Consider the following 22822-nt stretch of genomic DNA (forward strand, 5'->3'; position numbering starts at 1 on the left):
GTCCCCCCCGCCCCCGGGGGGGGGGGGGCCGGGGGGGGCCCCGGGGGGGGGGGGGGCCCCGGGGGGGGCCCCCCCCCCCCCGCGGGCGGGGGGGGGGGGGCCCGGGGGCCCCCCCGCCTCCAGGTCGGAAGGGTGGTCGCGTCTACGCGGGGCGCGACGCCGGGCTGACGGTCTTCGACGCGTCGCGCTCCGGGATGTCCCCCAGGGCTGCGTCGATCGCCGCGAGGGCGTCGGCGTCCAGGCGCACGCCCGCGGCCTTGACGTTGTCGGTGACCTGCTCCGGACGGGACGCGCCGACGATCGCACTCGCGACGTTCTCGTTCTGGAGCGTCCACGCGATGGCGAGCTGCGCCAGGGTCAGGCCGGCCTGGTCGGCGACGGGCTGGAGGCGCTGGACGGCCTCGAGGACCTCGTCGCGCATGAACCGCTTGATCATGTCGGCGCCGCCCTTCTCGTCGGTGGCGCGGGAGCCCTCGGGGAGGGGCTGACCGGGCTTGTACTTGCCGGTGAGCACGCCCTGGGCGATCGGCGACCAGACGATCTGGCTGAGGCCGAGCTGCTTCGACGCGGGGACGACCTCGCCCTCGATGACCCGCCACAGCATCGAGTACTGCGGCTGGTTCGAGATGAGCTGGAAGCCGAGCTCCTTCGCGAGCGCGGCACCGGCGCGGATCTGCTCGGCGTTCCACTCGCTGACGCCGATGTACAGCGCCTTGCCCTGGCGGACGACGTCGGCGAAGGCCTGCATCGTCTCCTCGAGGGGGGTCTCGTGGTCGTACCGGTGCGCCTGGTAGAGGTCGACGTAGTCGGTCTGGAGGCGCTCGAGCGACCCGTCGATCGACTCCATGATGTGCTTGCGGCTGAGGCCGACGTCGTTGTGCCCCTTCGGCCCGGTCGGCCAGTAGACCTTCGTGAAGATCTCCAGCGACTGGCGGCGCTCGGCCTTCAGTGCCTCGCCGAGGACGGTCTCGGCGGCGGTGTTGGCGTACGTGTCCGCGGTGTCGAACGTGGTGATGCCGGCGTCGAGCGCTGCCCGCACGCACTGGGTGGCGACGTCGTTCTCGACCTGCGAGCCGTGCGTCAGCCAGTTGCCGTAGGTGATCTCGGAGATCTTGAGTCCGGAGTTGCCCAGGTACCTGAATTCCATGCTCCCGACGCTAGCGGGCTTCCCCGCGCCGTGAGGGGCCGTGCGAGTACCTGGGTGCGGGGGGCGCGGGGGGCGCGCGCGGGGGTGGGGTGCGGGGTGGGCGAGCGGGAGGGGATGCGCGAGCGGGCGGAATACCCACGGGACCACGCTGGGACCGCGCCGGTTCCGCCCGCTCGCGCCGCGCCTCCCGAGCCGCGCTCGAGCCGGCCATCCGTCCACAGGCGGTCGCTTGCACCAGCCGTCCACAGATCAGGGCGGGCGCCACTCGCACGGTGCCACCGGCGGCCATGCTGGCCGCATGCACGTCGACGCGACCTTCCCGATGGCCCTCCGCGGCCGGCCGTTCCGCGTGCGCGAAGCCCTGCACCGCGGCGTCAGCGCCGGCCGACTCCGATCACGAGCGTTCCTCCGCCCGTTCCACGGCATCCGCGCCTGGACCCGTCCGCAGACGCACGACGAGCGCGCACGAGCGGTGCAGCCGCGCCTGCGCCCGGACCAGGCGTTCAGCCACACGACCGCCGCAGCGATCCTCGGCTTCCCGCTCCCGCGCCGGCTCGAGCGCGATCCCCGCGTCCACGTGACGACGATCGGGACGGACCAGGCGCTCCGTGTCCGCGGGACGATCGGGCACCGCGCCCGCCGCGGCAGACTCCAGGTGGTCCACTCGGGCACCGCGGCGCTGACCCACCCAGCGGACACGTTCGTCGCGCTCGCGACCCTCCTGAGCCGTGACGAACTCATCGTGGTCGGCGACGCGATCATCGGCTGGCTCGGGTGGTGCGACCACGCCGAACTGGTCGCCGCAGCTCGTCGCTACCGCGGAGCGAGGGGCATCCGTCGCGTCCGAGCAGCCCTCGCCGAGATGCGCCCAGGGTCACGTTCGCCCGGCGAGACCCGGCTCCGAATCGCCCTCACGCGGCGCGGTCTGCCACAACCGGCCCTGAACCACGACGTCGTGGTGGACGGCCGGTGGGTCGCGTGCGTCGATCTCGCCTACCCGGACGCCCGTGTCGCGATCGAGTACGAGAGCGACCTCCACCGCACCGACGATCGCACGTTCCGCAAGGACATCACGCGGGGTGAACACCTGAAGGACGCCGGCTGGTGGCTGCTGCGCGCCACCGCGGACGACGAGGGACCGGCGATCGAGGCGCTCGTCGCGCGCGTCCGTCGCCTCCTCGACGGCGTCTCGACCGGGAGGCACGACCCACGTCCGACACGCCGGCCAGCGTCATCGAGATGAACATTGGTTGACGCTTCAACCAAACACGTGCAGAATGGGCTAGCATCAACTTCGATGCAGGCGCATGGAATCGTGGTTCCGCCCGACGCCTGCTCGGGAACGCAGTCCACACGCTTCGAAGGAGTCACCATGACGCTCACCGCCTCGACCATCCCCGGCTACCAGACCGGTACCTGGAAGATCGACCCCACCCACTCCGAGGTCACGTTCTCGGTCCGCCACCTCGCGATCAGCAAGGTCAAGGGCAAGTTCGAGACCTTCGACGCCACCGTCGTCACCGCCGAGAACCCGCTCGAGTCGACCGTCGAGGCGAACATCGACGTCGCGTCGATCAACACCGGCCAGGAGCAGCGCGACCAGCACCTCAAGACGAGCGACTTCTTCCTCACCGAGGAGCACCCGCAGCTCACCTTCCGCTCGACGAGCATCGAGGCCAAGGGCGACGACCTGCACATCGCCGGCGACCTGACGCTGCGTGGCGTCACCAAGCCGGTCGTCCTCAAGGCCGAGCTCGGCGGCTTCACGACCGACGGCTACGGCCAGGTCAAGTTCGGCGCCGAGGCCACGACCAAGATCGACCGCACCGAGTTCGGCGTGAACTGGAACGCTGCGCTCGAGGCCGGTGGCTTCACGCTCGGCAACGACGTGACGATCAACCTCGACGTGCAGTTCGTCCTCCAGGCGGCCTGACACCTCGTCCCTCCTGACCCGAAGGTCATCGCGTTGCGCGTGACCTGAGGGACATCGAACCGCAGGACACTGCAGTACCCGAAGCGAACGGCCCGGCTCCTCCCCCACGGAGTCGGGCCGTTCGTCGTTGCGGGGTGGGGCTTTGGGGGGGTCTTGTGCCTGGTCGCTCGCGCGTCCCACGGTCGAGCGGGCGAAGTACGCGCGGTTCGCGGCACGTACCCGCCAGCTTCCGCCCGCTCGCCGCGACCGCCACGCGATCGACTCCGTGGCGCGCGCCGATCGGGCGGATTCTGCACCGATGGACGTGGCACCCCCGCACATTTCGCCCGCTCGCCCGGCGACTGCGCGCAGTAGCGTGAGACCGCAGCGTCCGCCGACCGGCACCGGGCGACCGCCGCGGGGAATCGGAACCCGAGCTGGAAGGTTGCAGGGGAACACACGGGAACCCGCCTCCGGGCCGGTCGTCGAACGCCCACCAACACGCAGCACCCCGCACCCGCAGGACCCACGAACAGGAGCACCACCATGGCCACCGACTGGATCGCGCTGCAGGCACTCGCGGCAGCCGAGTTCGGCCGCCGCGTCGCCGCCGTCACGGACTGGGACGCGTCGACCCCCGACTCCGAATGGACCACCCGAGACCTCGTCCGACACGTCGTCGAGGAGCAGCGGTGGATCCCGAAGCTCCTGACGGGGTGCGACTACGCCCAGGCCGAAGCGGATCTCGAAGCGGTCGGCTCCGACCTCGCAGCCGAGTGGGCGAAGTTCGCGGCCGAAGCCATCGAGGCGTGGCAGAGAACGCCCGCTGACACGCCGGTGCACCTCGCCACGGACGTCGTCCCGGCCGGGCAGTACCTCACCGAGCAGACCAGCGACATCACGATCCACACGTGGGACCTCGCGCGGGCGACCGGCAGCGACGAGACCCTCCCGGACGAACTCGTGCAGGCCGTGTGGGAGCACTTCGAGCCGCAGATCGAGGACCTCGCCGCGACGGGGCTCTACGCCGCACCGGTCGACGTCGACGAGGACGCACCGCTGCAGGTCCGCCTCCTCGCGGTCACAGGGCGCGATGCCAGGGTGGCGGCATGACCGAAACAGCCCGCTCGGCAACCCCCGAAACCGAAACCGCCCGCTCGGCAGCCCCCGAAACCGCCCGCTCGACAAGCCCGGCAACCCCCGAAACCGCCCGCTCGACAAGCCCGGCAACCCCCGAAACCACCCGCCCGGCAACCCCGACCACCCGCCTCGGCGCCTCCGGCCTCCAGATCAGCTCCGTCATCCTCGGCATGATGTCCTACGGCGACCCCGACAAGGGCGCCCACGAGTGGAGCGTCGGCATCGACGAGGCCCGCCCCTTCGTCCGCCGCGCCTACGACCAGGGCATCACCACGTTCGACACCGCGAACGTCTACTCCGCGGGCAGCTCCGAGGAGATCACCGGCACCCTCCTCAAGGAACTCGCCCCGCGCGAGGAGGTCCAGGTCTTCACCAAGGTCTTCAACCGCATGCGCCCGGGCCCCAACGGCGCCGGACTCTCGCGGGCGGCGATCATGCACGAGATCGACGCCTCGCTGACCCGCCTCGGCACGGACTACGTCGACCTGTACCAGATCCACCGCTTCGACCCGCACACCCCGGTCGAGGAGACGATGGAGGCCCTCCACGACGTCGTCAAATCCGGCAAGGCGCGCTACATCGGCGCGAGCAGCATGTGGGCGTGGCAGTTCGCCGAGATGCAGCACATCGCGGAACGGAACGGCTGGACGCGGTTCGTCAGCATGCAGGACCAGTACAACCTCCTCGAACGCGAAGAGGAGCGCGAGATGCACCCCTTCTGCGCCCACACCGGCGTCGGCGTGATCCCGTGGAGCCCGCTCGCCCGCGGCAAGCTCACCCGCCCCTGGGACGCGCAGGGGTCCGGCAGCAGGGCCGACACCGACGAGTTCGGCAAGACGCTCTACAAGCAGGACGAGGACGCCAACCGCGCGATCGTCGACGCGGTGCAGCAGGTGGCCGAGGCGCACGACGCGAGCATGGCGCAGATCGCCCTCGCGTGGGTGATGCGGCAGCCCGCGGTCTCCGCCCCGATCGTCGGCGCGACGAAGGAGCACCACATCGACGACGCGGTCGCTGCGACGACGATCGAGCTCACGGACGACGACGTCACCCGTCTCGAATCCGCGTACACACCCCGGGTGCCGTCCGGTTTCTGACGCACCCACCGGACGGACGGGAGGCGGGGGGGCCGCGGGGCCCCCCCCGCCCCGCCCCCCCCCCCGCGGGGGCCGGCAACGCCCCCCCCCCCCCCCCCCCCCCCGCCCCCCCCGCCCCCCCCGCCCCCCCCGCCCCCCCCCACCACCCGCCCATACCCCGCCCCCCCCCGGGGGGGGGGGCGGCCCTCCCCCCCCCCCCCCCCCGGGGGGGGGGGGGGGGGCCCCCGGGCCCCCCCCGCCTCCTGGCCGTCAGACGGTCGCGTCCGGAATCCGCCGCTCGCCGCCCAGCCGCGCGATCCGCACGAGCGCCGCGCGCTCCGTCCCCGGCTGGTGCCCGAGCACGGCACCGATGCCGTCGAGCACCACGCCCGCGGTCCGCCGGACCGGGAACTCCACCGGCCCGACCGCAGGCGTCCGCAGCCCGAGCATCGAGCGGTGGCGCGGATCGAGGGAGACGACCGCGCCGTCGAAGAGCGCCCGGTACCCGGGGCGCAGCAGGCGTGCGAGCGGCGGGTCCTTGATGAACCGGACGACGTCGAGCGTCCGTGCGGTCGCGACGAGTTCCCCGCGGTCGAGGTACCCGTTCATCTGGGCGCGGAGCTCGGCGTCGGACTCGGGGGCGTCCTCGACGCCCATCAGCCGGCCGGCGATCGCCCACTCGCGGACGTAGGCGTCGGCACCGCCGGGGATGGGTTCGCCCCACAGCTGCGCACTGCGGAGGAAGGCGTCGGTGAACGCGAGGTGCACCCACCGGGCGAGGTCCGGGTCGTTCGCGGCGTACGGCTTCGTGACCCCGTGGCCGTCGACGTACTCGCCACGGACGCGCTCGTGGAGCTTCCGGACCCAGGCGCTCGCGGACCGGGCCGCCGTGGTGTCGCCGTGCGAGACCGTGTAGATCCAGCGGATCGTGCCGGCGAGGCGGCCGAACGGGTCCTCGCGGTAGCGAGAGTGGTCGGCGACGCCGGCGAGCGCCCCCGGGTGGAGCGCCTGGACGAGCAGGGCGCGGACACCCGCGAGGATCGTCTGCTTCCCACCGTGCACCGACCAGGTGGCGGAGCCGGGCCCGAAGAACCCGGCGTCGGTGCCCTGTTCGAGCTCGTCGATCCAGGCCGGGCGCTCCGTCGCACCACCGGTGAACGTGTCGTTGAGACGGGATCGGAAGGCATCGGCGACAGAGGGCATGACGCCATCGTCCGTCGTGCCCCTGACAACGCGCTCGGGTGGCCCGCTAGGTTGGTCGGCGTGAGCATCGACACGCCTCGTCCCTGGCTTGCCTCGTACGCCCCGGGGGTCCCGCACGACATCGACGAGCCGACCGGCTCCCTGTACGACATCGTGGAGGGGTCCGCCAGGCGCTTCCCGAAGAAGGTCGCACTCGAGTTCTTCAAGCGGACGACGACGTACGCCGAGCTCGAGGAGCAGATCCTCCGGGCGGCGAACGGCCTCCGCAAGCTCGGGGTGACCGCCGGCGACCGGGTGGCGATCGTGCTGCCGAACTGCCCGCAGCACATCGTGGCCTTCTACGCCGTGCTCCGCCTCGGCGCCGTGGTCGTCGAGCACAACCCGCTGTACACGCCGCGCGAGCTCCGCCACCAGTTCGAGGACCACGGCGCGAAGGTCGCGATCGCGTGGGACAAGTCGGTGGCGACGCTGCAGGACTTCCCCTCGGACGTGAAGCTCGACGCGATCGTCTCGGTCGACCTCACCCGCGCGATGCCGCGCGGGACCCGGATCGCGCTGTCGCTCCCGGTCGCGAAGGCCCGCGAGTCCCGGGCGAAGCTGACCACCAAGGTGCGCGGCACGACGCCGTGGGACGACCTCGTGTCGAACCGGAAGCTGTCGAAGCGCCACCCCCGACCCGCCACCGACGACGTCGCCCTGATCCAGTACACGTCCGGCACGACGGGCGTGCCGAAGGGTGCGGTGCTGTCGCACGGCAACCTCATCGCGAACGCCGCACAGGCCCGGGCGTGGGTCCCGCAGATCCAGCCCGGTGACGGCAGCGTGGTCTACGCGGTCCTGCCGATGTTCCACGCCTACGGCCTGACGCTCTGCCTGACCTTCGCGATGAGCATGGCGTCGCGGCTCGTGCTGTTCCCGACGTTCGACCCGGCACTCGTGCTCGCCGCGATGAAGAAGCACCCGCCGACGTTCCTGCCGGCCGTGCCCCCGATCTACGCGCGGCTGCAGCACGCGGCGGACTCCGCGAAGGTCTCGCTCGAGGGGATCGAGATCGGCATCTCCGGGGCGATGGCGCTCTCGAAGGAGGTCGTCGAGCCGTGGGAGGCCCGCACCGGCGGCTACCTCGTCGAGGGCTACGGCCTGTCCGAGTGCTCCCCCGTCCTGCTCGCGAACCCGGTGTCCCCGGCCCGCCGCCTCGGGTCGATCGGCCTGCCGCTGTCCTCGACCGAGGCGCGGGTGGCCGACCCGGACGACCCGACGAAGGTCCTCGGGACCGACGAGCCGGGCGAGCTCCAGGTCCGCGGACCCCAGGTCTTCCGTGGGTACTGGGGCAAGGCCGAGGCCACCGACGAGGTCTTCACGCCGGACGGCTGGTTCCGGACCGGTGACATCGTGGCGATCGACGCCGACGGGTACGTCCGGATCGTCGACCGCCTCAAGGAGCTCATCATCACGGGCGGGTTCAACGTCTCCCCGACCGAGGTCGAGGACGCCCTGCTCAAGCACCCGAGCGTGCGCGAGGTCGCGGTCGTCGGGATCACCCAGGGCGGCAACGAGCAGGTCGTCGCGGCCGTCGTGCCGAAGGACCCCGCGACGTTCGACGCCGATGCCCTGCGGGCGTGGTCGCGCGAGCACCTCGCCGCGTACAAGGTGCCCCGCCGGGTGGTCGTGGTCGAGGACCTGCCGCGCTCGATGATCGGCAAGGTGCTGCGGCGGAAGGTGCGCGACCAGATCCTCGGCGAGTAGCGGCGCGCCCCTGGCGGCGCACCCGCACCGCTAGGCGCACCCGCACCGCTAGGCGCGCGTCCGCTCCGGCACGGCCAGGACCGCCAGCCCGACGACCACCAGCCCGATGCCGACCCAGCCTCCGGCACCGAGGTGCTCCCCCACCACGAGCACGGCGAGCACCGCGGCCACGACGGGCTCGAACAACGACAGCAGCGTCGCGACCGAGGCGCTCACGGACCGCAGCCCGACGGCGTACAGCGAGTGGCCGAGCACCGTCGGCACGAGCGCGAGGTACAGGAACACCGGCCAGTTCGCCGCGACCCCGAGCGACGCCTGCCCGCCCACGACGGCGAGCACCACGAGCGGGACCGCCGCGAGCCCGAACACCGCACCGACGAGTCCGCGCTCACCCGGCAGCGACGCGCGAGCCGGCAGCGACGCGCGAGCCAGCAGCGAAGCACGATCCGCCACGGACACACCGCCGGGCAGCGGGACGGGAACGGACACCGCACGCATGCCCCGCGCGACCGCCCACGAGTACAGCGCGTACGTCAGACCGGCGAGCAGCGCACTCCCGAGCCCGAGCACGAGCGACCCGCCCCGATCGGAACCATCCGACGCGCCCGCATGCTCGGAGGACCGCGCGAGCGTCACGACGACCATCCCGACCACGCTCACCAGGGTGGCGACGACCCACCTGCGCGTGACGCGCCTCCCGTCCGCCACCCACTCGACGAGCCCCGCGAACACGGGCGACGACCCGATGGCCACCGTCGTGCCCAGCGCGACGCCCGCGTCGGCGAGGGCCGCGTAGAACGCGACCGCGTAGACGACGAGCGACGCCGCACCGAGCAGCGCCCAACGACGACTCGCCGGGTCGGCGACCGTGCGGAGCGTGCCGCGACCGGCGCCGAGGGCGAGGACGATCCCGCCGAGGCCGAACGTCACGGCCCCGAACACGAACGCGGGGACCCCGGGCGCGAAGTGCGTCGCGGTGCCGGTGGTCCCCCACACGCCCGCGGCGACGAGGACCGCGGCGAGTCCACCGACGGGCCTGGAGGCGCGGCTCGCGTCCGCCCCGCCCGTCACGACACGTGGACGCTCGGTCGGCGGTTCACGTCGGGTTCCGCCTCGCGCAGCACCTCGCGCGTCACGGGCGCGACGTCACCGACGCCGGTGAACACGAAGCGGATGGCGTTGCGGATCGGGCTGCCCTCGTTCCACTCGAAGTAGATGCTCGGGACGACGCCGGCGATGTCCCGGATGGCGAGGAGCGTCGACGCGATCGTGTTCGGCACGTTGCCCGACCGGACCTTGAGCACGCGGTGCCCGTGGATGACGTGGCCCTCGACGACGAGGTCCTCCTCGAAGTCGGAGGAGTCGGCGGGCAGGACCTCGAGGAACATCGTCGGCACGCGGGCGGGGATGCCGGAGTCGCGGCGTTCCTCGCGCCCCTTCGACCGGTACGCCTCGGCCGTGCCGGCACCCGGCTCGTTCGCGATGATGCAGACCGAGCTGAACTGGTCGGCGTCGGCCTCGATGAACTGCCGGGCGGTGGCGTCCAGCTCGATCGACGACGCACGGAGCTCGAACGACCGGCGGACCCGGGAGACCAGCGAGACCACGACGATCGCGATGATGAAGATCGCGGCGATCCGGACGCCGTCCGGTCGCTCGATGACGTTCGCGACGGTCGTGTACACGAACACCACGGCGATGATGCCGAACCCGATCGTGCGCTTCTTCTGCTGCTTGCGTCGGGCCGACAGGGTCACCGCGACCGCGGCGCTCGTGATGAGGACGAGCACGCCCGTGGCGTAGGCGCCGCCCTGCGCGTCGACGTTCGCCTGGAAGATGATCGTGATCACGAAGGCGATGAGCGTGAAGATGATCACGAGTGGTCGGGTCGCCCGCGCCCACTGCGGCGCCATGCCGTAGCGGGGCAGGAACCGGGGCACGAGGTTGAGCAGACCCGCCATCGCACTCGCACCGGCGAACCACAGGATCGCGACCGTCGAGAAGTCGTACACGGAGCCGAACACGCCACCGAGGTACTCGTGCGCCAGGTACGCCAGCGCCCGCCCGTTCGCACCGCCGCCCGGCTGGAACTCGTGCTGCGGGATGAGGAACGTCGTGACGATCGACGAGGTGATGAGGAACGAGCTCATGATGACCGCGGCGACGGTGAGCAGGCGCTTCGTCCCGCGGATCCGCCCCTCGGGTCGGGCGCTCGTGTCGTCGGACGCGTCGCCGCGCACCTGCGGCATCACCGCGACGCCGGTCTCGAAGCCGGACAGGCCCAGCGCGAGCTTCGGGAAGACGATGAGGGCGATGCCGATCATCACGAGGGGGTTGCTGTGCTGCGCCGTGAGGCCGCTCCACCAGTCGCTCGCCACCATCGGGTTCTCGAACACGTGCCACAGGGACACCCCGACGACGACCGCGTTGAGCAACAGGTACACCGCGACGAGCGCGACCGCGATGCCGATCGCCTCCTTGAAGCCGCGGAGGAACACCACCCCGAGCAGGAGCAGCAGTGCGAGCGTGAGCGGCACCGGGATCTCGGTGAACCAGTGCGGCGTGAAGGGGTTCTCGGCGATGTGCGCCGTCGCGTCCGCCGCGGACAGCGTCATCGTGATCATGAAGTCCGTCACGGCGAACCCGAGCAGCACGAGCACGAAGAGCTTGCCGGCCCACCAGGGCAGGAGCTTCTCGAGCATCATGATCGAGCCGGCGCCCCGGAAGCTGTCCTGCGCGACCCGGCGGTACACCGGCAGCGCGCCGAACAGCGTGACGAGCACGAGCACGATCGTCGCGATCGGCGACAGGAGCCCGGCGGCGAGCGCGGCGATCGCGGGCTGGTACCCGAGCGTCGAGAAGTAGTCGACGCCCGTGAGGCACATGACGCGCCACCACGAGTGGGTCTTCTCCACCTCGACCTGGTGCGGGCCCTGGTGCGAGGCGCCCTGGTCGGCCCCGTGCAGCATCCAGCGACGCACACGGGTGCTTCGATCGAGGGGAGGCTCGGTCGCGTCGCGTTCCGCGGCCCGCTCGGCGTCTGTCGCGGTCACGGACACGATCGTAGGCCGTCCTAGCGCCGTGGTCTCGCGATCACCGCCGCGACACCGGCCACCACGAGCAGGACCCCGGCGGTCAGGCAGGCCCCGAGCAGGAGCGTCATCGGGTCGACGGTGAACCACGGCAGGGCGCTCACGGCCATCGCGGCGGCGAACACGAGGAGGACGACCCCCCAGAAGACCGTGCCGAAGCGGGGTGCACGGCGCGGGCGGCGAGCGGGTGCCGGGACCCCGTCGAACGGGGTGGTCGGGGTGGTCCGGTCGTCCAGGGTGGTCGGGTCGACCGGGGTGGTCCGGTCGTCGGGGGTGGTCTCGTCGTTCGTCATCGTCTCGTTCCTCACTGGTCGACGGTCACGGCGCGCGGCACGTCGACGCCGCCGCCGATGAGCCACACGTGCACGGTCGTGGTCTCGGCGGCGTCCGCCGATCGCGCTGCCCGGTTCTCGACGGTCGTCGTGCCGAGCGCGCCACCGAGGCTGTCGTCCGCGTCGTCGTCCGGACGGAGCTCGACGCCGTACCCGACGCCGCTCACCCGGACCCGGACGGGAGCGTCGGTCGGCAGCTGGACCTCGGCTCCCCCGGCTCCCAGCCAGAGGTTCACCGTCCCGCCGCCGTCGGCCTCGTCGAGCCCACGGAGGTCCAGCGTCGGCCCACCGACCACCATCGCGTAGTTCCGCTCGGTGCCCGGCCGCACGTCGTCCACCCGCCAGGTGGTCCCGCCGACGACCGTGACCTGCGTGCCGGTCGGCAGCACCCCCGTCACGACGAGCGCGACGACCCCGATGGTCGAGAACAGCCCGAGGCCACCGCTCTCCCGCCCGCGCACGCCGGCCACGACGGTCGCCACGGCGAGCACGGCGACCGCGGCGGCGATCCCGAGCACCGGTACGGGCAGGTCGGTCTGCTGCGCCCACACCGCGACGCCGGCTCCGACGACGAGGGCGAGGCCCAGGCTCACGGCGACGTACCCGGCACCGGGGAGCCGGTCGGCTCGCTCCGCACGCCGTTCCGCCTGACGCTGCCGTTCCGCGCGCATCCGCTCGGTGTGCTGACGGTGTCGGTCCGCCGCGGAGGTCGTGTCCCACTGCCAGGAGGCGCTGCTCGCCCCCGCCGCGGACCCACCGGGAGCGACGTGGTCGGGTCCACCCGCCGTCGTCGCGCCCGTCGCCGCCCACGGCGTCGGCGCGGGGTCGTCGGCACTCGTCCAGAAGTCGCGGCGCGTGCCCGGCTCCGCCTGCTCGCCGGCCGCAGCCGGCTCACCGGCTGCCGGCTGCGAGCCCCGGCGCGCCAGGACCACCACGAGCCACACCGCGCACCCCACGAGGGCGATCGTCCACGCGGTCCCGAGCGTGGCCGAGAGCCAGCCCGGCATCCCCCACGCCACCGGGACACCCTGCCACCAGATGCCCTGGACGGCGGGGACGAAGGTCAGCACCACGAGGACGCCGATGGCGATGAGCGCCGGGTCGAGTACCCCGCGGACCATCCGCTCGACGTGGATGCGTCCGGACGAGTCCGGCAGCAGCGCCCACCCCGCCGCGTAGGCGAGGAACACCGGGCCGCCGAGGAGCGCCACGACGATCGCGACGCCCCGCACCACGAGCGGGTCGAGTCCGGTGCGCCCGGCGACGGCGCCGCACACGCCGGCGAGCCAGCGGTCGTCGGACCGGGTGACGTGGATGCCCCGGATCCAGTCGAAGAACCGTGTCGCCGACGCGGGGCCGCCGGTGTCCTGTTGTGTCATGGCCACCAGCATCGTGGCCGCCGACGGTCGGCACCATCGGGGTTCACCCTGATCGTCCCCTGATCCCCGCCCCCGAGCCCGCGGTCGGCGGACCCGGGGTGCCAGGATTGGCCCATGCCGACCGCCTCGATGTCCCGCCCGGCCCTCCGGGTCGTCGGTGGCGTGTGCGGCGGGTTCGCTGCCCACACCGGGCTGCCCGTCGGCGCGGTGCGGCTCGCGACCGCGGTGCTGGCGGTGTGCGGCGGGGCCGGTCTCCTGCTCTACGCCTGGCTCTGGGCGACGACGCCGAGCCAGGGACCGGCGACGCCGACGTCCCTGCGGGCGGTGCTGACCCGTCCCGCAGCGGAGGCCGAGGCCGCGCCGGACGAGCACGCGCGCCGGGCGCCGGTCGTGGAGATCCTGCTCGGCATCGCCCTGCTGACGGCGGGCGGCGCGATGGTCGCCTCACGCCTGGGCGCCGACGTCCCGCTCGCGTTCATCGTGCCGGCGATCGTCGTCGCCACCGGAGCGGCACTCGCGTGGCGGCAACTCGACGCCCTCCGGAACGTCCGCGCCGCGGGGTCCTCCGCCCTCGTCGTCCGGGCCCTCGGCGCGCTCGTGCTCGTCGTCCTCGGCATCCTGCTGTTCTTCACCTCGAGCACGCACCCGAACGTCTGGACGGTCCTCACCGCCGCGACCGCGGTGCTGCTCGGCGTCGCCGTCGTGGTCGCGCCCTGGGTGGTCCGGCTCGTCCGCGACCTCGCCGAGGAGCGCGCCGCCCGCGTGCGGGACGTCGAGCGGGCCGAGATCGCGGCGCACCTGCACGACTCCGTCCTGCAGACCCTGGCCCTCATCCAGCAGCGGGCCGAGCCGGGCTCCGACGCCGCACGGCTCGCGCGGGCCCAGGAGCGCGAACTCCGGTCGTGGCTGTTCGCCGAGCAGGCCGAGCCGACCGCCGACCTCGGGGCCCAGCTCCGGGCGACCGCGGTCGAGATCGAGACCGAGTACCCGGCGCAGGTCGAGGTGATCGCGATCGGTCCGGCGCGGGCGGACCTCCCCGAGGGCATCGTCGCGGCCGCCCGCGAGGCGATGCTCAACGCCGCGCGGCACGCCGGCGGGACCGTCCGGGTGTACGCCGAGACCGCCCACGACCGCGTGGAGGTCACCATCGGCGACCGTGGGCCGGGCTTCGACCCCGCGGCCGTCCCGGAGGGCCGCTACGGCGTCCGCGAATCGATCGTCGGCCGGATGCAGCGCATCGGTGGCACCGCGACGATCGCGCCGGGGCCGGGACGCACCGGCACCGAGGTCCGTCTGGTCCTCCCCCTGACCGCCCCCGACCGGCCGACCGAGGAGCACCCGTGACCGACGACCCCACCGCGCAGCCGCAGGCCGCACCGCTCACCGTCGCCATCGTGGACGACCACTCCATCTTCCGGGCCGGCGTGCGCGCCGGGCTGCCGCCGCGCCTCCTGGTCGTCGGTGAGGCCGCGACCGTCGACGAGGCCGTCGACCTCGTCGCCGCGACCCGACCGCGCGTCGTCCTGCTCGACGTCCACCTGCCCGGCGGTGCGGGCGGTGGTGGCGCCGAGGTGATCGCACGCGCCGCCCCGGGCCACCCGGACACCCGGTTCCTCGCGCTGAGCGTCTCGGACGCGGCGGACGACGTGGTGCGGGTGATCCGGGCGGGAGCGCGCGGGTACATCACCAAGAGCTCGTCGGAGGCCGACGTCGCCGAGGCGATCGACCGCGTGGCCGAGGGGGACGCGGTGTTCTCGCCGCGGCTGGCCGGTTTCGTGCTCGACGCGTTCGGCGCGGTGAGCGGCGAGACCGCGCAGGTCGACACGGAACTCGACCGCCTGTCCGCGCGTGAGCAGGAGGTGATGCGGCTCATCGCCCGCGGGTACGCCTACAAGGAGGTCGCCGCGGACCTGTTCATCTCGGTGAAGACCGTGGAGACGCATGTGTCGAAGGTCCTGCGGAAGCTGCAGCTGTCGAACCGGCACGAGCTCACGGCGTGGGCGCTCCAGCGGAAGCTCCTCTGAGCTCTACTTCGAGCTGATGCGGGTGTACTTGTTCACCGACCACGGCACGAACACCACCAGCATCACCGCGATCCCGATCAGCACCGTCACGATCGGGTGCTGCATCGTCCAGATGTCCGGCACCGGTGCCGAGCCGACGTTGCCGAACAGCTCGCGGGCGGCCTGCACGAGCGACGACACCGGGTTCCACTCCGCGAAGACCCGCAGCACGAGCGGCAGCGTGTCGCTCGGGACGAAGGCGTTCGAGATGAACGTCAACGGGAACAGGATCATGAACGAGGCGTTGTTGATCACCTCGGGCGTCTTGACGCTCATGCCCAGCAGCGCCATCACCCAGCTGAACGCGTAGCTGAAGAGCAGCAGCAGCGCGATGCCGGCGAGGAACTCCAGCGGCGACGAGTTCACCCGCCACCCGACCGCGAGCCCGGTGAGCATCATGATCGCCATCGAGATCCCGTTCAGCACCAGGTCGGAGTTCGTCCGGCCGACGAGCACCGCGGACGCCGACATCGGGAGCGTGCGGAACCGGTCGATCAGCCCTTCCTTGAGGTCCTGCGCCATCGCCGAGCCGGAGAACGTCGCGCCGAACACGACCGTCTGGGCGAAGATCCCCGCCATCAGGAACTGCGTGTAGTCGGTCCCCTGCACCTGGATCGCGCCGCCGTAGACCTGGCTGAAGAGCAGGACGAACATGATCGGCTGCAGCACCGCGAACACGAGCATGTCGGGCGACCGCTTGATCTTGATGAGGTTCCGCTTCGTGACCGTCCAGCCGTCCTCGAACCAGACCGCCGCGGGCGAGGTGACGACGACGGGCAGCTGCCGGCCGAGTGCCGTGGCGGGTGTGGTGGCGGTCATCGTGCCGCCTCCTTCTGCTTCGTGGCAGCCGGGTCGACCGCATCGTCGTCCGTCGCCGCGTGACCGGTGAGCCGGAGGAACACGTCGTCGAGGGTGGGGCGTCGCATGCCGGCGTCGTGCAGCTCGATGCCGGCGTCACCGAGGTCGGCGAGCACCCGCTGGAGGGCCGAGGGTCCGGCCTCGACCGCGATGGCGTGGGTCCGGCCGTCGCCGGAGGCCTCGACCTCGCCGACGCCGTAGCGACGGAGGACGGTCGTGGCGGCGTCCGCATCGGCCTGATCGACCAGCGTGACGACGACCCGGTGGCCACCGACCTGGGCCTTGAGGTGGTCGGAGGTGCCCTCGGCGATGACGGTCCCACCGTCGATCACCGCGATGTCGTCGGCCAACTGGTCGGCTTCTTCGAGGTACTGCGTGGTGAGGAGCACCGTCGTGCCCTCGGCCACGAGCCCCTCGATGATGCCCCAGAGCGCGAGCCGGCTGCGCGGGTCGAGCCCGGTGGTCGGCTCGTCGAGGAACAGCACGCGGGGGTTCATCACGAGTGCGCCGGCGAGGTCGATCCGCCGCCGCATGCCGCCGGAGAAGCCCTTCACGGGGCGGTCCCCGGCCTCGGCCAGGTCGAAGACGTCGATGAGCTCGCGCGCCCGTTCCCGCGCCGTCCGACGACCGAGGTGGTACAGCCGCCCGATCATCTCGAGGTTCTCGAACCCTGTCAGGTTCTCGTCGACCGCGGCGTACTGGCCCGAGACCCCGATGGAACGCCGGGTGGCCTGCGGGTCGGCGATGACGTCGATGCCGTCGATCGTCGCCGTGCCGCTGTCCGGCGTGATGAGCGTGGTCAGCACCTTCACCGTGGTGGTCTTGCCGGCACCGTTCGGCCCGAGCAGCGCCTTGACGGTGCCCTGCGGCACCACCAGGTCGAGCCCGGCCAGTGCGTGCACGGGACCGGACTTCGATCGGTACGTCTTGGTCAGCCCGGAGGCTTCGATGATGGCCATGTCGCTCCCTTGTCGAGCATGGAACATATCAGATGGTCGGCGCCGACCGTGACGCGCTACACGTCGAAGTCACCACCGAAGTCGCTGAAGCCACCGCCGAAGTCGGATCCGCTGTCGCCCCAGCCCGCACTCTCGAACCCGCCGCCGTCGGACGCGCCGCTGTCGGACGCGCCTCCGTCACCGGAGTCGGCACCAGTGTCCTCCGAACCACCGTCACCCGCAGCATCGGTACCGCCGTCGAACGATCCGGGGTCCGGCAGGAAGGCGCTCATGATGGCCGAACCGATCACGTAGCCGGCGACCGTCCCGAGGATCGAGGCGCCGATCATGCTGCCGAACGAAGGACCGGAGCGCTGCCCGGCACCGCCGAACATCCCGCCGCGACCGTTCCCGACACCGCCGAGCGAGCGCTCCATGAACCCGGGCTGCCGGATCTCCGAGCGCGTCGCGGCCTGGGCCAGGGAGCGCGGGTCGTCGCCGCGCGGGGCCTCACCAGCTGGCGCGGACCGGGTGAACTCGTCGTAGACCATCCGGCGCTGCTCGTCCGTCAGCTTCGCGAAGGCCTCGGCGTGGACCTCCTCGATGCGCTCCGGCGGTGCCGTGCGGAGCAGGTAGCGGTAGCGCTCGACCGCACGCTCGTCGTCGGTCGACGCCTGCTGACCACCGGTCGGGTCGCCGCCGCCCCACTGCGGCGTGCCGTACTGGCCGCCGGCCGCCGGCGCTCCCGTGGGCGCGGGCTGGTGGTAGGACTGCTGGCCGTAGCGGTACCCCTGCTGCTGCGGCTGCTGCGGCTGTCCCCACTGGTTCTGCTGCGCGGCGCCGTTCTGGTCGCGCTCCGGACGTCCGAGCAGGCGGTCGAGGAATCCCATGGTCGATGCTCCTTCGGGTGCGCCCCGCCGGCGGCGGAGCAGTGCGGCCCGCCGTGGAGCGGTGCCGTGGACTGCCACCCTAGGGAGCGCCGGCGACCACTGACTGAACGCCCGCACAGAGTCACCCGAGAGCCGGCGGTGCAGGATGGCCTGTGTGACCGCGGACCTCGACGAACTCCGACGGCTCCGGCGCGCCCGCAGCCGGATGGACCGCGCCTACGCCGAACCCCTCGACGTCCCGTCGCTCGCCGCCGGCGCCTTCATGTCGCCCGCCCACTTCAGCCGCCGGTTCCGCGCCGCCTACGGCGAGACCCCGTACGCGTACCTGATGACCCGGCGCATCGAACGTGCACAGGCGCTCTTCCGGAGCACCGGGCTCAGCGTGACCGAGGTCTGCCTCGCCGTCGGCGCGACAAGCCTCGGATCGTTCTCGTCGCGCTTCACCGAGCTCGTCGGGATGACCCCGTCGCAGTACCGTGCCGCCGATCACGATGCCATGGCCGGCGTGTGGAGCTGTCACGCCATGGTCGTCACCCGACCCGTTCGAGCAGGATCCGAGAAGCGCGGGGCGACCGGGCGGTCCTAGTCTCGCTGCCATGAGCATCCAGATCAGCGGCGTGCACGTGCTCGCCGACGACATCGACGCCGCTGTCGCCTTCTACGGCGACGTCCTCGGCTTCACCGTCCGCAACACCGTCGAGAACGGCGGGTTCCGGTGGGTGACCCTCGCGAGCGAGGACCACGCCGACCTCGAGCTCGTCCTGTCCGAGCCACACGCCGGTCGGTCGCAGGAGGACGGCGACGCGATCGCCGCGCTCCTCGCCAAGGGCGGCCTCACCATGCTGCAGCTCCGCGTGTCCGATCTCGACGCCACGTTCGACCGGATCACGGCGAGTCCCGACGCCGAGGTCCTGCAGGAGCCCACCGACCAGTTCTGGGGCGTCCGCGACGCGGCCGTCCGCGACCCCGCGGGCAACATGGTGCGGATCGCGCAGGCCTGACGGCCCGTCACGCGCCCACCTGTGGGCCGGGAGGCGCGGGTCGGGCCCGCACCGCGCCTCCAGGCCCACAGGGGTGACGCTCAGACGGCGGCGAGCGCTGCCGTCCACACGGCGTGCAGTTCGTCAGCCGCTCCCGGGTGCGCCACCAGGAACGGCTCCCCCGCCGGCGGGAACCCGTCGACGGGGCCCTCCCGGGTGAGCACGACGCCGCCCGCCTCGTGCACGAGCAACACCGCAGCACCGTGGTCGATCGGGTCGAACGCCGACACGCACCCGCCGATCCCCCGCCCGGCCGCGACCTGCGCGATCGTGAGCGTGCCGGACCCCTGCACCCGCAGCGTGCACGAGCGGGCCGCGACGGCGTCGAGGAACGCACCGAACCCGGGCCACGGCCGGTGTCCGTCGAGCTCGGTCCCGACCACGGCTCCGGCGAGGGCGCGCGGGGCGTCGTCGAGGCGCAGCGTCCGGTCACGGAGGGTGGCGCCGCGACCGCTCCGGGCCTCGAGCACCTCACCCCGCCACGGATCGGCGACGACGCCGACGAGTGGACGCCCACCGCGGGTGAGACAGAGCGACATCGAGGTCCACGGCACCCCGTTCGCGAGGTTCGTCGTCCCGTCGACCGGGTCGAGGTACCAGCGGTGCCGGTCGCCGGGGGCGTCGCCGTACTCCTCGCCGGTGAACCCGTGGGTCGGGAACACCGTCCGGACCCGGGAACGGACGTGCTGTTCGACGAGTCGGTCGACGTCGGTGACGAGGTCGGCGGGGTGCGCCTTCGTGGTGACCTCGCCGACGGGGTGCTCACGGGTGAAGGCGATCACCTCGTGGGCGATCCGGTGCGCCAGTGCCTGCGCGCGCGAGGCCACCTCGGTCTCGGTCGGCTCGCGGTCGCGCTCGGGCCAGCCGTCGCGTTCCGCCTCGGCGAGCGCTGCTCGGACCGTCGCGACGTCGTTCGTGGTGATCGAGTCGACGCCGGACATCGCTGCCCACACGGCCGGCTCGGGGTCGTCCACGGTCCACACGGACACGACGAGGCCGAGGTCGTGCGCGGCCCGGACGGTGCGCGGGGTGAGGAACGCGACGTCGAGGTTCAGCGTCGAGGGCGCGAGCGGCGCCAGGTCCTCCGCGGTCGGCGCCTCGAGCGACTCCCACGCGAGCCAGACGTCGGCGTCCGGGAGGACCTCGCGGACCGCCGCCATCGCGTCGGGCGCGCCGCACCACGCGACGCCGGTGCTCCCCCGGTGCGCCGCGACGGTGCGCGCGGCGACGAGGGCGTCCTCCGGGTCGGTCAGGTCGACGAGCAACGAGGTCCGGCAGCCGTCGAGCCGTTCGAGTGCGGCGTCGAGCCGTGGGATCCGGTCGAGGCCGTTGCCGAGCCGGGCGACGTCGCACCAGTCCACGTCGCGGACGCGCCGGGCGTCGCCCCACATCCGGCCGAGGGTCTCGTCGTGGAGCAGCACGGCGACGCCGTCGGCGGTGCGGCGGACGTCGACCTCGATGGTGTCCGCGCCGAGGGCCTCGGCGACGGCGATGGCCGGCAGGGTGTTCTCGCGCCGGACGCGCGGCGCACCCCGGTGGGCGACGAGGCGGGGTGCGCGCACGGTGCGCCGGGCGTCCGGGGCTGCGTCGGTGGCGACCATCCGGCCCGTCGGTGCCTGCGCGGTCGACGTCATCCGCCGATCGTGCCGGACGCCGGCGAACCGGAGGTGACGAGCGCGTGAACGCGGCGTGCGCGTGGGCGGCGCGCGCTGGCCGCAGTGTGCGAGGTTCCGCGCACTGTGGGATGCGCGCGCCCTCGCACACTGCGCGGAACCTCGCGCCGTCCGTCCGACACCCTCGCACGGTGCGTGTCAGTGGCGCATCGGGACGTGCGCCCGACGCAGCTTGCCGCGGAACGACGCCTCGTTCCAGAGGTCACGCCAGTCCAGCCGGATGACCTGGCGGACCTCGTCGAACGCACGCAGGCGGTCCTCGCGGTACTTCTCCGCGATCACGACGTCCTCGGCGGAGGCCCCGGCGCGCATGCCGCGGTCCCGGTACTTGACCTCCCCGTCGAACTCGATCACGACCCCGATGTCCGGCAACCAGAGGTCGACGACGATGTCGGGGTGCCCGCGCTCCCGGAAACGGTGCTGCGTGACCGGAGTGGGCGCTCCGTACTCGTCGAGCCGGACCCGCGCGACGGACTCCCCTGGTGTGTCCGCTCCCGTGTCCGCGAACTCCAGCGAGCGCAGTGCACGCCGACGTCCTCGGACGGAACGGCGCTCGATGCCGTCCTGCACCGCCCGCGCATCGGCGCCGAGTCGCAGGAGCCGGTCGAGCGCCACCACACCGTCGAGGAACGGCAAGGACACGGCGAGGTCGACGGCGGTCCGATCGTGGTCCGTCACTCGGAGGTCGTCCCTCCGGAACTGCCAAGTGCCGAGCATCTCAGGGTCGAAGTCGGCGTGCACGACGAAGGTGGCGCTGGTCGTGCGTGCATCCGCGCCCGGCCGGATGAGATGGACGCGTCCGGGCCAGGGTCCGAGGAACGGTACGCCGAGCACGGCGGCGGCGGACAGGTGCGACACCACGAAGTGCGGTCGGATGCGGTCGACCAGCGATCGGACCAGGACGTGGTGCCGCTGCTCCGGTCGGAGCAGATCCCACGTGTCGGCGGGGACGTACCGACCGTGCGCGATCCGTCGGAGCTCACCGGCGCGGGCTCGCGCACGGATGACCCTGGCCGTGTCGGGGTGGCCGTCGTTGACCACGGTCCAGGGACAGTCTGGGACGGCAGGGAATGAAGGCGACCCGGTCATCGGTCGATCGTGTCGGTGCGCTCGCACGGTGCGGTGGGATGGCGGAGACCTGTGGACGACGTGTCCTGTCCACAGGCCCGGCGACGGCCACCACCGGCCATCGCCGACTGCGAGAATGGGGTGTGACCGAACGCACCTGGGGCTGGCTCGCAGCCGTGATCGACGTCGTGCTCATCGTCCTGTTCGCCCTGATCGGGCGCTCCTCGCACGGTGAGGCGAACTCCGCACTCGCGCTGTGGACCACCGCCTACCCGTTCCTCGCCGGGTGGGCGATCGCCTACGTGACGAGCGGAGCGTGGGCTCGCCCGCTGCGCTTCTGGCCCACGGGTGTCGTCGTGTGGGTCCTCACGGTGTTCGTCGGGTTGGCGATCCGGGTGGCGACGGGCCAGGGCGACGTGGACGGCAACCCGCTGCCGATCTCGTTCGTGATCGTCGCGACGATCGTGCTCGGGGTGTTCCTCCTCGGGTGGCGCGGGCTCGCTCGACTCGTCATCGGTGCCGTCGGGCGGCGCCGGCAGCGCGGGGCGGTGTCGGCCGAGCGCTGACCGTCAGGTGTGCCCGACCGCACACCGGTCAGAACAGCCCGGCGCGCGGTGCCTCCGGCCCGTCGAACCCGCGGAACATGTCCGACACCAGGGCCTCGATCTGCGGCTCGACGAGTCGTTCGACCGCCTCGGCGATCCGCGGCCGGTGGTCGATGAGCGCCAGGCAGACCGCCGTGCCGGTGGAACGGGCGCACTCGTCGGAGAGGGCGATCTCGTGACGGAGCGCCGACTTCGCCTCGTCCGACAAGGGTTCGCGCGGCGCCTGCTCGTGCGCGCCCGTGCCGGTCAGCTCGCCGAGCGTGAAGAGGAACGGCTCCCCCGGTGACGGCTCGGGGTCGACATCGAGGCCCTGGAACTCCGGCTGCAGGCCCTCGGTCGGCTGGTACCCGGCGTGACGCTTGCGCGCCGCGGCCCGCTCGAGTTCGCGCTGCAGCAGGGGCAGGTTCTTGGCGGTGTAGTCGTCGACGGCGTCCTCGATGATCGTCGAGATGCGGCCGATCAACGCGTGCTGGACGGCGTGCGGCACGTCCGGTCCGAAGCCCGCGGCGGTGGCGATCGGCGAACCGGTGCACTTGCGGCAGATGCGTGTCCGGGGCCGCGCGGTGCCGATCTGCCAGCGGGGCAGCCAGCGCAGCCAGACCTCGACAGCGCTGCGCACGCGTCCGTCGATGCCGTCCATGCTCCAAGGGTATGCGCCGC

General features: G+C 72.6%; 22 protein-coding genes. 10 read left to right on the forward strand and 12 right to left on the reverse strand.

The genetic code is table 11. From position 1 onward, the window contains the following. Positions 1 to 142: 142 nt before the first annotated feature. Complete coding sequence (locus tag ACIPEP_RS09065; RefSeq protein WP_229087280.1) at positions 143 to 1147, reverse strand: aldo/keto reductase family protein; 1005 nt, start codon at positions 1145 to 1147, stop codon at positions 143 to 145. A gap of 298 nt (positions 1148 to 1445) precedes the next feature. Here ACIPEP_RS09065 and ACIPEP_RS09070 point away from each other — a divergent pair, with 298 nt between their 5' ends. The 4 genes from ACIPEP_RS09070 to ACIPEP_RS09085 all read left to right on the forward strand — a co-directional run bounded on the left by ACIPEP_RS09070 (position 1446) and on the right by ACIPEP_RS09085 (position 5296). Then, positions 1446 to 2390 carry a hypothetical protein gene (locus ACIPEP_RS09070; RefSeq protein WP_402717075.1) on the forward strand — a complete coding sequence of 315 codons (945 nt, stop codon included), beginning with the start codon at positions 1446 to 1448 and terminating at the stop codon, positions 2388 to 2390. Positions 2391 to 2519: 129 nt separating this feature from the next. Next, positions 2520 to 3080, forward strand: coding sequence for a YceI family protein (locus ACIPEP_RS09075; RefSeq protein ID WP_070416635.1), 561 nt, complete (start codon positions 2520 to 2522; stop codon positions 3078 to 3080). A 525-nt stretch (positions 3081 to 3605) separates the two neighbouring features. Further along, a complete protein-coding gene (locus ACIPEP_RS09080; protein WP_070416636.1) occupies positions 3606 to 4172 on the forward strand; it encodes a TIGR03086 family metal-binding protein in 567 nt (188 codons plus the stop codon). A gap of 197 nt (positions 4173 to 4369) precedes the next feature. Then, positions 4370 to 5296, forward strand: coding sequence for an aldo/keto reductase (locus ACIPEP_RS09085; protein ID WP_402717076.1), 927 nt, complete (start codon positions 4370 to 4372; stop codon positions 5294 to 5296). 249 nt (positions 5297 to 5545) lie between these two features. Here ACIPEP_RS09085 and ACIPEP_RS09090 read toward each other — a convergent pair whose 3' ends face one another. Further along, entirely contained in the window at positions 5546 to 6478 is a 933-nt protein-coding gene (locus ACIPEP_RS09090; protein ID WP_071295024.1) for an oxygenase MpaB family protein, read from the reverse strand. Positions 6479 to 6538: 60 nt separating this feature from the next. Between ACIPEP_RS09090 and ACIPEP_RS09095 the strand changes: the two genes are divergently transcribed. Continuing rightward, the gene (locus tag ACIPEP_RS09095; RefSeq protein WP_070416639.1) at positions 6539 to 8224 is read left to right on the forward strand and encodes a long-chain-fatty-acid--CoA ligase; all 1686 of its coding nucleotides are present in this window, start codon (positions 6539 to 6541) and stop codon (positions 8222 to 8224) included. Positions 8225 to 8272: 48 nt separating this feature from the next. Here the strand turns inward: ACIPEP_RS09095 and ACIPEP_RS09100 are convergent, their stop codons facing one another. The 4 genes from ACIPEP_RS09100 to ACIPEP_RS09115 all read right to left on the reverse strand — a co-directional run bounded on the left by ACIPEP_RS09100 (position 8273) and on the right by ACIPEP_RS09115 (position 13027). Continuing rightward, complete coding sequence (locus ACIPEP_RS09100) at positions 8273 to 9295, reverse strand: EamA family transporter (RefSeq protein ID WP_402717077.1); 1023 nt, start codon at positions 9293 to 9295, stop codon at positions 8273 to 8275. Then, positions 9292 to 11193 carry an amino acid transporter gene (locus ACIPEP_RS09105; RefSeq protein WP_402717313.1) on the reverse strand — a complete coding sequence of 634 codons (1902 nt, stop codon included), beginning with the start codon at positions 11191 to 11193 and terminating at the stop codon, positions 9292 to 9294. The genes ACIPEP_RS09100 and ACIPEP_RS09105 overlap by 4 nt, the downstream gene beginning before the upstream one ends. 104 nt (positions 11194 to 11297) lie before the next feature. Then, positions 11298 to 11609 (reverse strand): hypothetical protein, encoded by a 312-nt coding sequence (locus ACIPEP_RS09110; protein WP_402717078.1) that lies wholly within the window; start codon positions 11607 to 11609, stop codon positions 11298 to 11300. 11 nt (positions 11610 to 11620) lie between these two features. Beyond that, entirely contained in the window at positions 11621 to 13027 is a 1407-nt protein-coding gene (locus tag ACIPEP_RS09115) for a PspC domain-containing protein (RefSeq protein ID WP_402717079.1), read from the reverse strand. Between the two features lie 114 nt (positions 13028 to 13141). Between ACIPEP_RS09115 and ACIPEP_RS09120 the strand changes: the two genes are divergently transcribed. Then, positions 13142 to 14371 carry a PspC domain-containing protein gene (locus tag ACIPEP_RS09120; RefSeq protein ID WP_402717080.1) on the forward strand — a complete coding sequence of 410 codons (1230 nt, stop codon included), beginning with the start codon at positions 13142 to 13144 and terminating at the stop codon, positions 14369 to 14371. Next, positions 14368 to 15051, forward strand: coding sequence for a response regulator transcription factor (locus ACIPEP_RS09125; RefSeq protein WP_070416644.1), 684 nt, complete (start codon positions 14368 to 14370; stop codon positions 15049 to 15051). The genes ACIPEP_RS09120 and ACIPEP_RS09125 overlap by 4 nt, the downstream gene beginning before the upstream one ends. 3 nt (positions 15052 to 15054) lie before the next feature. On the opposite strand, the gene ACIPEP_RS09130 is transcribed toward ACIPEP_RS09125, so the two are convergent. From ACIPEP_RS09130 to ACIPEP_RS09140, 3 genes are read right to left on the reverse strand one after another with little or no spacing between them, the layout of a single operon-like run. Further along, on the reverse strand, positions 15055 to 15909 hold the full coding sequence (locus tag ACIPEP_RS09130; RefSeq protein ID WP_070416645.1) for an ABC transporter permease: 855 nt from the start codon (positions 15907 to 15909) through the stop codon (positions 15055 to 15057). Continuing rightward, positions 15906 to 16907 carry an ATP-binding cassette domain-containing protein gene (locus tag ACIPEP_RS09135; protein WP_070416646.1) on the reverse strand — a complete coding sequence of 334 codons (1002 nt, stop codon included), beginning with the start codon at positions 16905 to 16907 and terminating at the stop codon, positions 15906 to 15908. The genes ACIPEP_RS09130 and ACIPEP_RS09135 overlap by 4 nt, the downstream gene beginning before the upstream one ends. Positions 16908 to 16963: 56 nt before the next feature. Then, on the reverse strand, positions 16964 to 17776 hold the full coding sequence (locus ACIPEP_RS09140) for a hypothetical protein (protein ID WP_083295011.1): 813 nt from the start codon (positions 17774 to 17776) through the stop codon (positions 16964 to 16966). Positions 17777 to 17981: 205 nt separating this feature from the next. Between ACIPEP_RS09140 and ACIPEP_RS09145 the strand changes: the two genes are divergently transcribed. After that, positions 17982 to 18362, forward strand: a complete 381-nt coding sequence (locus ACIPEP_RS09145; RefSeq protein ID WP_402717314.1) for a helix-turn-helix transcriptional regulator — start codon at positions 17982 to 17984, stop codon at positions 18360 to 18362. 10 nt (positions 18363 to 18372) lie between these two features. Next, the gene (locus ACIPEP_RS09150) at positions 18373 to 18777 is read left to right on the forward strand and encodes a VOC family protein (RefSeq protein WP_402717081.1); all 405 of its coding nucleotides are present in this window, start codon (positions 18373 to 18375) and stop codon (positions 18775 to 18777) included. An 80-nt stretch (positions 18778 to 18857) separates the two neighbouring features. On the opposite strand, the gene ACIPEP_RS09155 is transcribed toward ACIPEP_RS09150, so the two are convergent. After that, positions 18858 to 20450 carry an inositol monophosphatase family protein gene (locus ACIPEP_RS09155; RefSeq protein WP_402717082.1) on the reverse strand — a complete coding sequence of 531 codons (1593 nt, stop codon included), beginning with the start codon at positions 20448 to 20450 and terminating at the stop codon, positions 18858 to 18860. A 177-nt stretch (positions 20451 to 20627) separates the two neighbouring features. Then, positions 20628 to 21530, reverse strand: coding sequence for a hypothetical protein (locus ACIPEP_RS09160; RefSeq protein WP_402717083.1), 903 nt, complete (start codon positions 21528 to 21530; stop codon positions 20628 to 20630). 170 nt (positions 21531 to 21700) lie between these two features. On the opposite strand from ACIPEP_RS09160, the gene ACIPEP_RS09165 reads away from it, so the two are divergent. After that, the gene (locus ACIPEP_RS09165) at positions 21701 to 22123 is read left to right on the forward strand and encodes a DUF3054 domain-containing protein (RefSeq protein ID WP_071295015.1); all 423 of its coding nucleotides are present in this window, start codon (positions 21701 to 21703) and stop codon (positions 22121 to 22123) included. Positions 22124 to 22151: 28 nt separating this feature from the next. On the opposite strand, the gene ACIPEP_RS09170 is transcribed toward ACIPEP_RS09165, so the two are convergent. Continuing rightward, positions 22152 to 22802, reverse strand: coding sequence for a spermidine/putrescine ABC transporter substrate-binding protein (locus ACIPEP_RS09170; RefSeq protein ID WP_070416650.1), 651 nt, complete (start codon positions 22800 to 22802; stop codon positions 22152 to 22154). Positions 22803 to 22822 lie beyond the last annotated feature (20 nt).

The sequence above is a fragment of the Curtobacterium sp. NPDC087082 genome, from assembly GCF_044745045.1.
Taxonomy (GTDB): domain Bacteria; phylum Actinomycetota; class Actinomycetes; order Actinomycetales; family Microbacteriaceae; genus Curtobacterium.

What these genes read in the sequence shown, in the direction of transcription:
- ACIPEP_RS09150 (WP_402717081.1), top strand. Translation starts at nt 18,373, where the DNA reads ATGAGCATCCAGATCAGCGGCGTGCACGTGCTCGCCGACGACATCGAC.
- ACIPEP_RS09155 (WP_402717082.1), bottom strand. Translation starts at nt 20,450, where the DNA reads ATGACGTCGACCGCGCAGGCACCGACGGGCCGGATGGTCGCCACCGAC.
- ACIPEP_RS09130 (WP_070416645.1), bottom strand. Translation starts at nt 15,909, where the DNA reads ATGACCGCCACCACACCCGCCACGGCACTCGGCCGGCAGCTGCCCGTC.
- ACIPEP_RS09065 (WP_229087280.1), bottom strand. Translation starts at nt 1,147, where the DNA reads ATGGAATTCAGGTACCTGGGCAACTCCGGACTCAAGATCTCCGAGATC.
- ACIPEP_RS09075 (WP_070416635.1), top strand. Translation starts at nt 2,520, where the DNA reads ATGACGCTCACCGCCTCGACCATCCCCGGCTACCAGACCGGTACCTGG.
- ACIPEP_RS09105 (WP_402717313.1), bottom strand. Translation starts at nt 11,193, where the DNA reads ATGCTGCACGGGGCCGACCAGGGCGCCTCGCACCAGGGCCCGCACCAG.
- ACIPEP_RS09115 (WP_402717079.1), bottom strand. Translation starts at nt 13,027, where the DNA reads ATGACACAACAGGACACCGGCGGCCCCGCGTCGGCGACACGGTTCTTC.
- ACIPEP_RS09085 (WP_402717076.1), top strand. Translation starts at nt 4,370, where the DNA reads ATGATGTCCTACGGCGACCCCGACAAGGGCGCCCACGAGTGGAGCGTC.
- ACIPEP_RS09110 (WP_402717078.1), bottom strand. Translation starts at nt 11,609, where the DNA reads ATGACGAACGACGAGACCACCCCCGACGACCGGACCACCCCGGTCGAC.
- ACIPEP_RS09090 (WP_071295024.1), bottom strand. Translation starts at nt 6,478, where the DNA reads ATGCCCTCTGTCGCCGATGCCTTCCGATCCCGTCTCAACGACACGTTC.
- ACIPEP_RS09145 (WP_402717314.1), top strand. Translation starts at nt 17,982, where the DNA reads ATGGACCGCGCCTACGCCGAACCCCTCGACGTCCCGTCGCTCGCCGCC.
- ACIPEP_RS09120 (WP_402717080.1), top strand. Translation starts at nt 13,142, where the DNA reads ATGCCGACCGCCTCGATGTCCCGCCCGGCCCTCCGGGTCGTCGGTGGC.
- ACIPEP_RS09140 (WP_083295011.1), bottom strand. Translation starts at nt 17,776, where the DNA reads ATGGGATTCCTCGACCGCCTGCTCGGACGTCCGGAGCGCGACCAGAAC.
- ACIPEP_RS09170 (WP_070416650.1), bottom strand. Translation starts at nt 22,802, where the DNA reads ATGGACGGCATCGACGGACGCGTGCGCAGCGCTGTCGAGGTCTGGCTG.
- ACIPEP_RS09070 (WP_402717075.1), top strand. Translation starts at nt 1,446, where the DNA reads ATGCACGTCGACGCGACCTTCCCGATGGCCCTCCGCGGCCGGCCGTTC.
- ACIPEP_RS09135 (WP_070416646.1), bottom strand. Translation starts at nt 16,907, where the DNA reads ATGGCCATCATCGAAGCCTCCGGGCTGACCAAGACGTACCGATCGAAG.
- ACIPEP_RS09080 (WP_070416636.1), top strand. Translation starts at nt 3,606, where the DNA reads ATGGCCACCGACTGGATCGCGCTGCAGGCACTCGCGGCAGCCGAGTTC.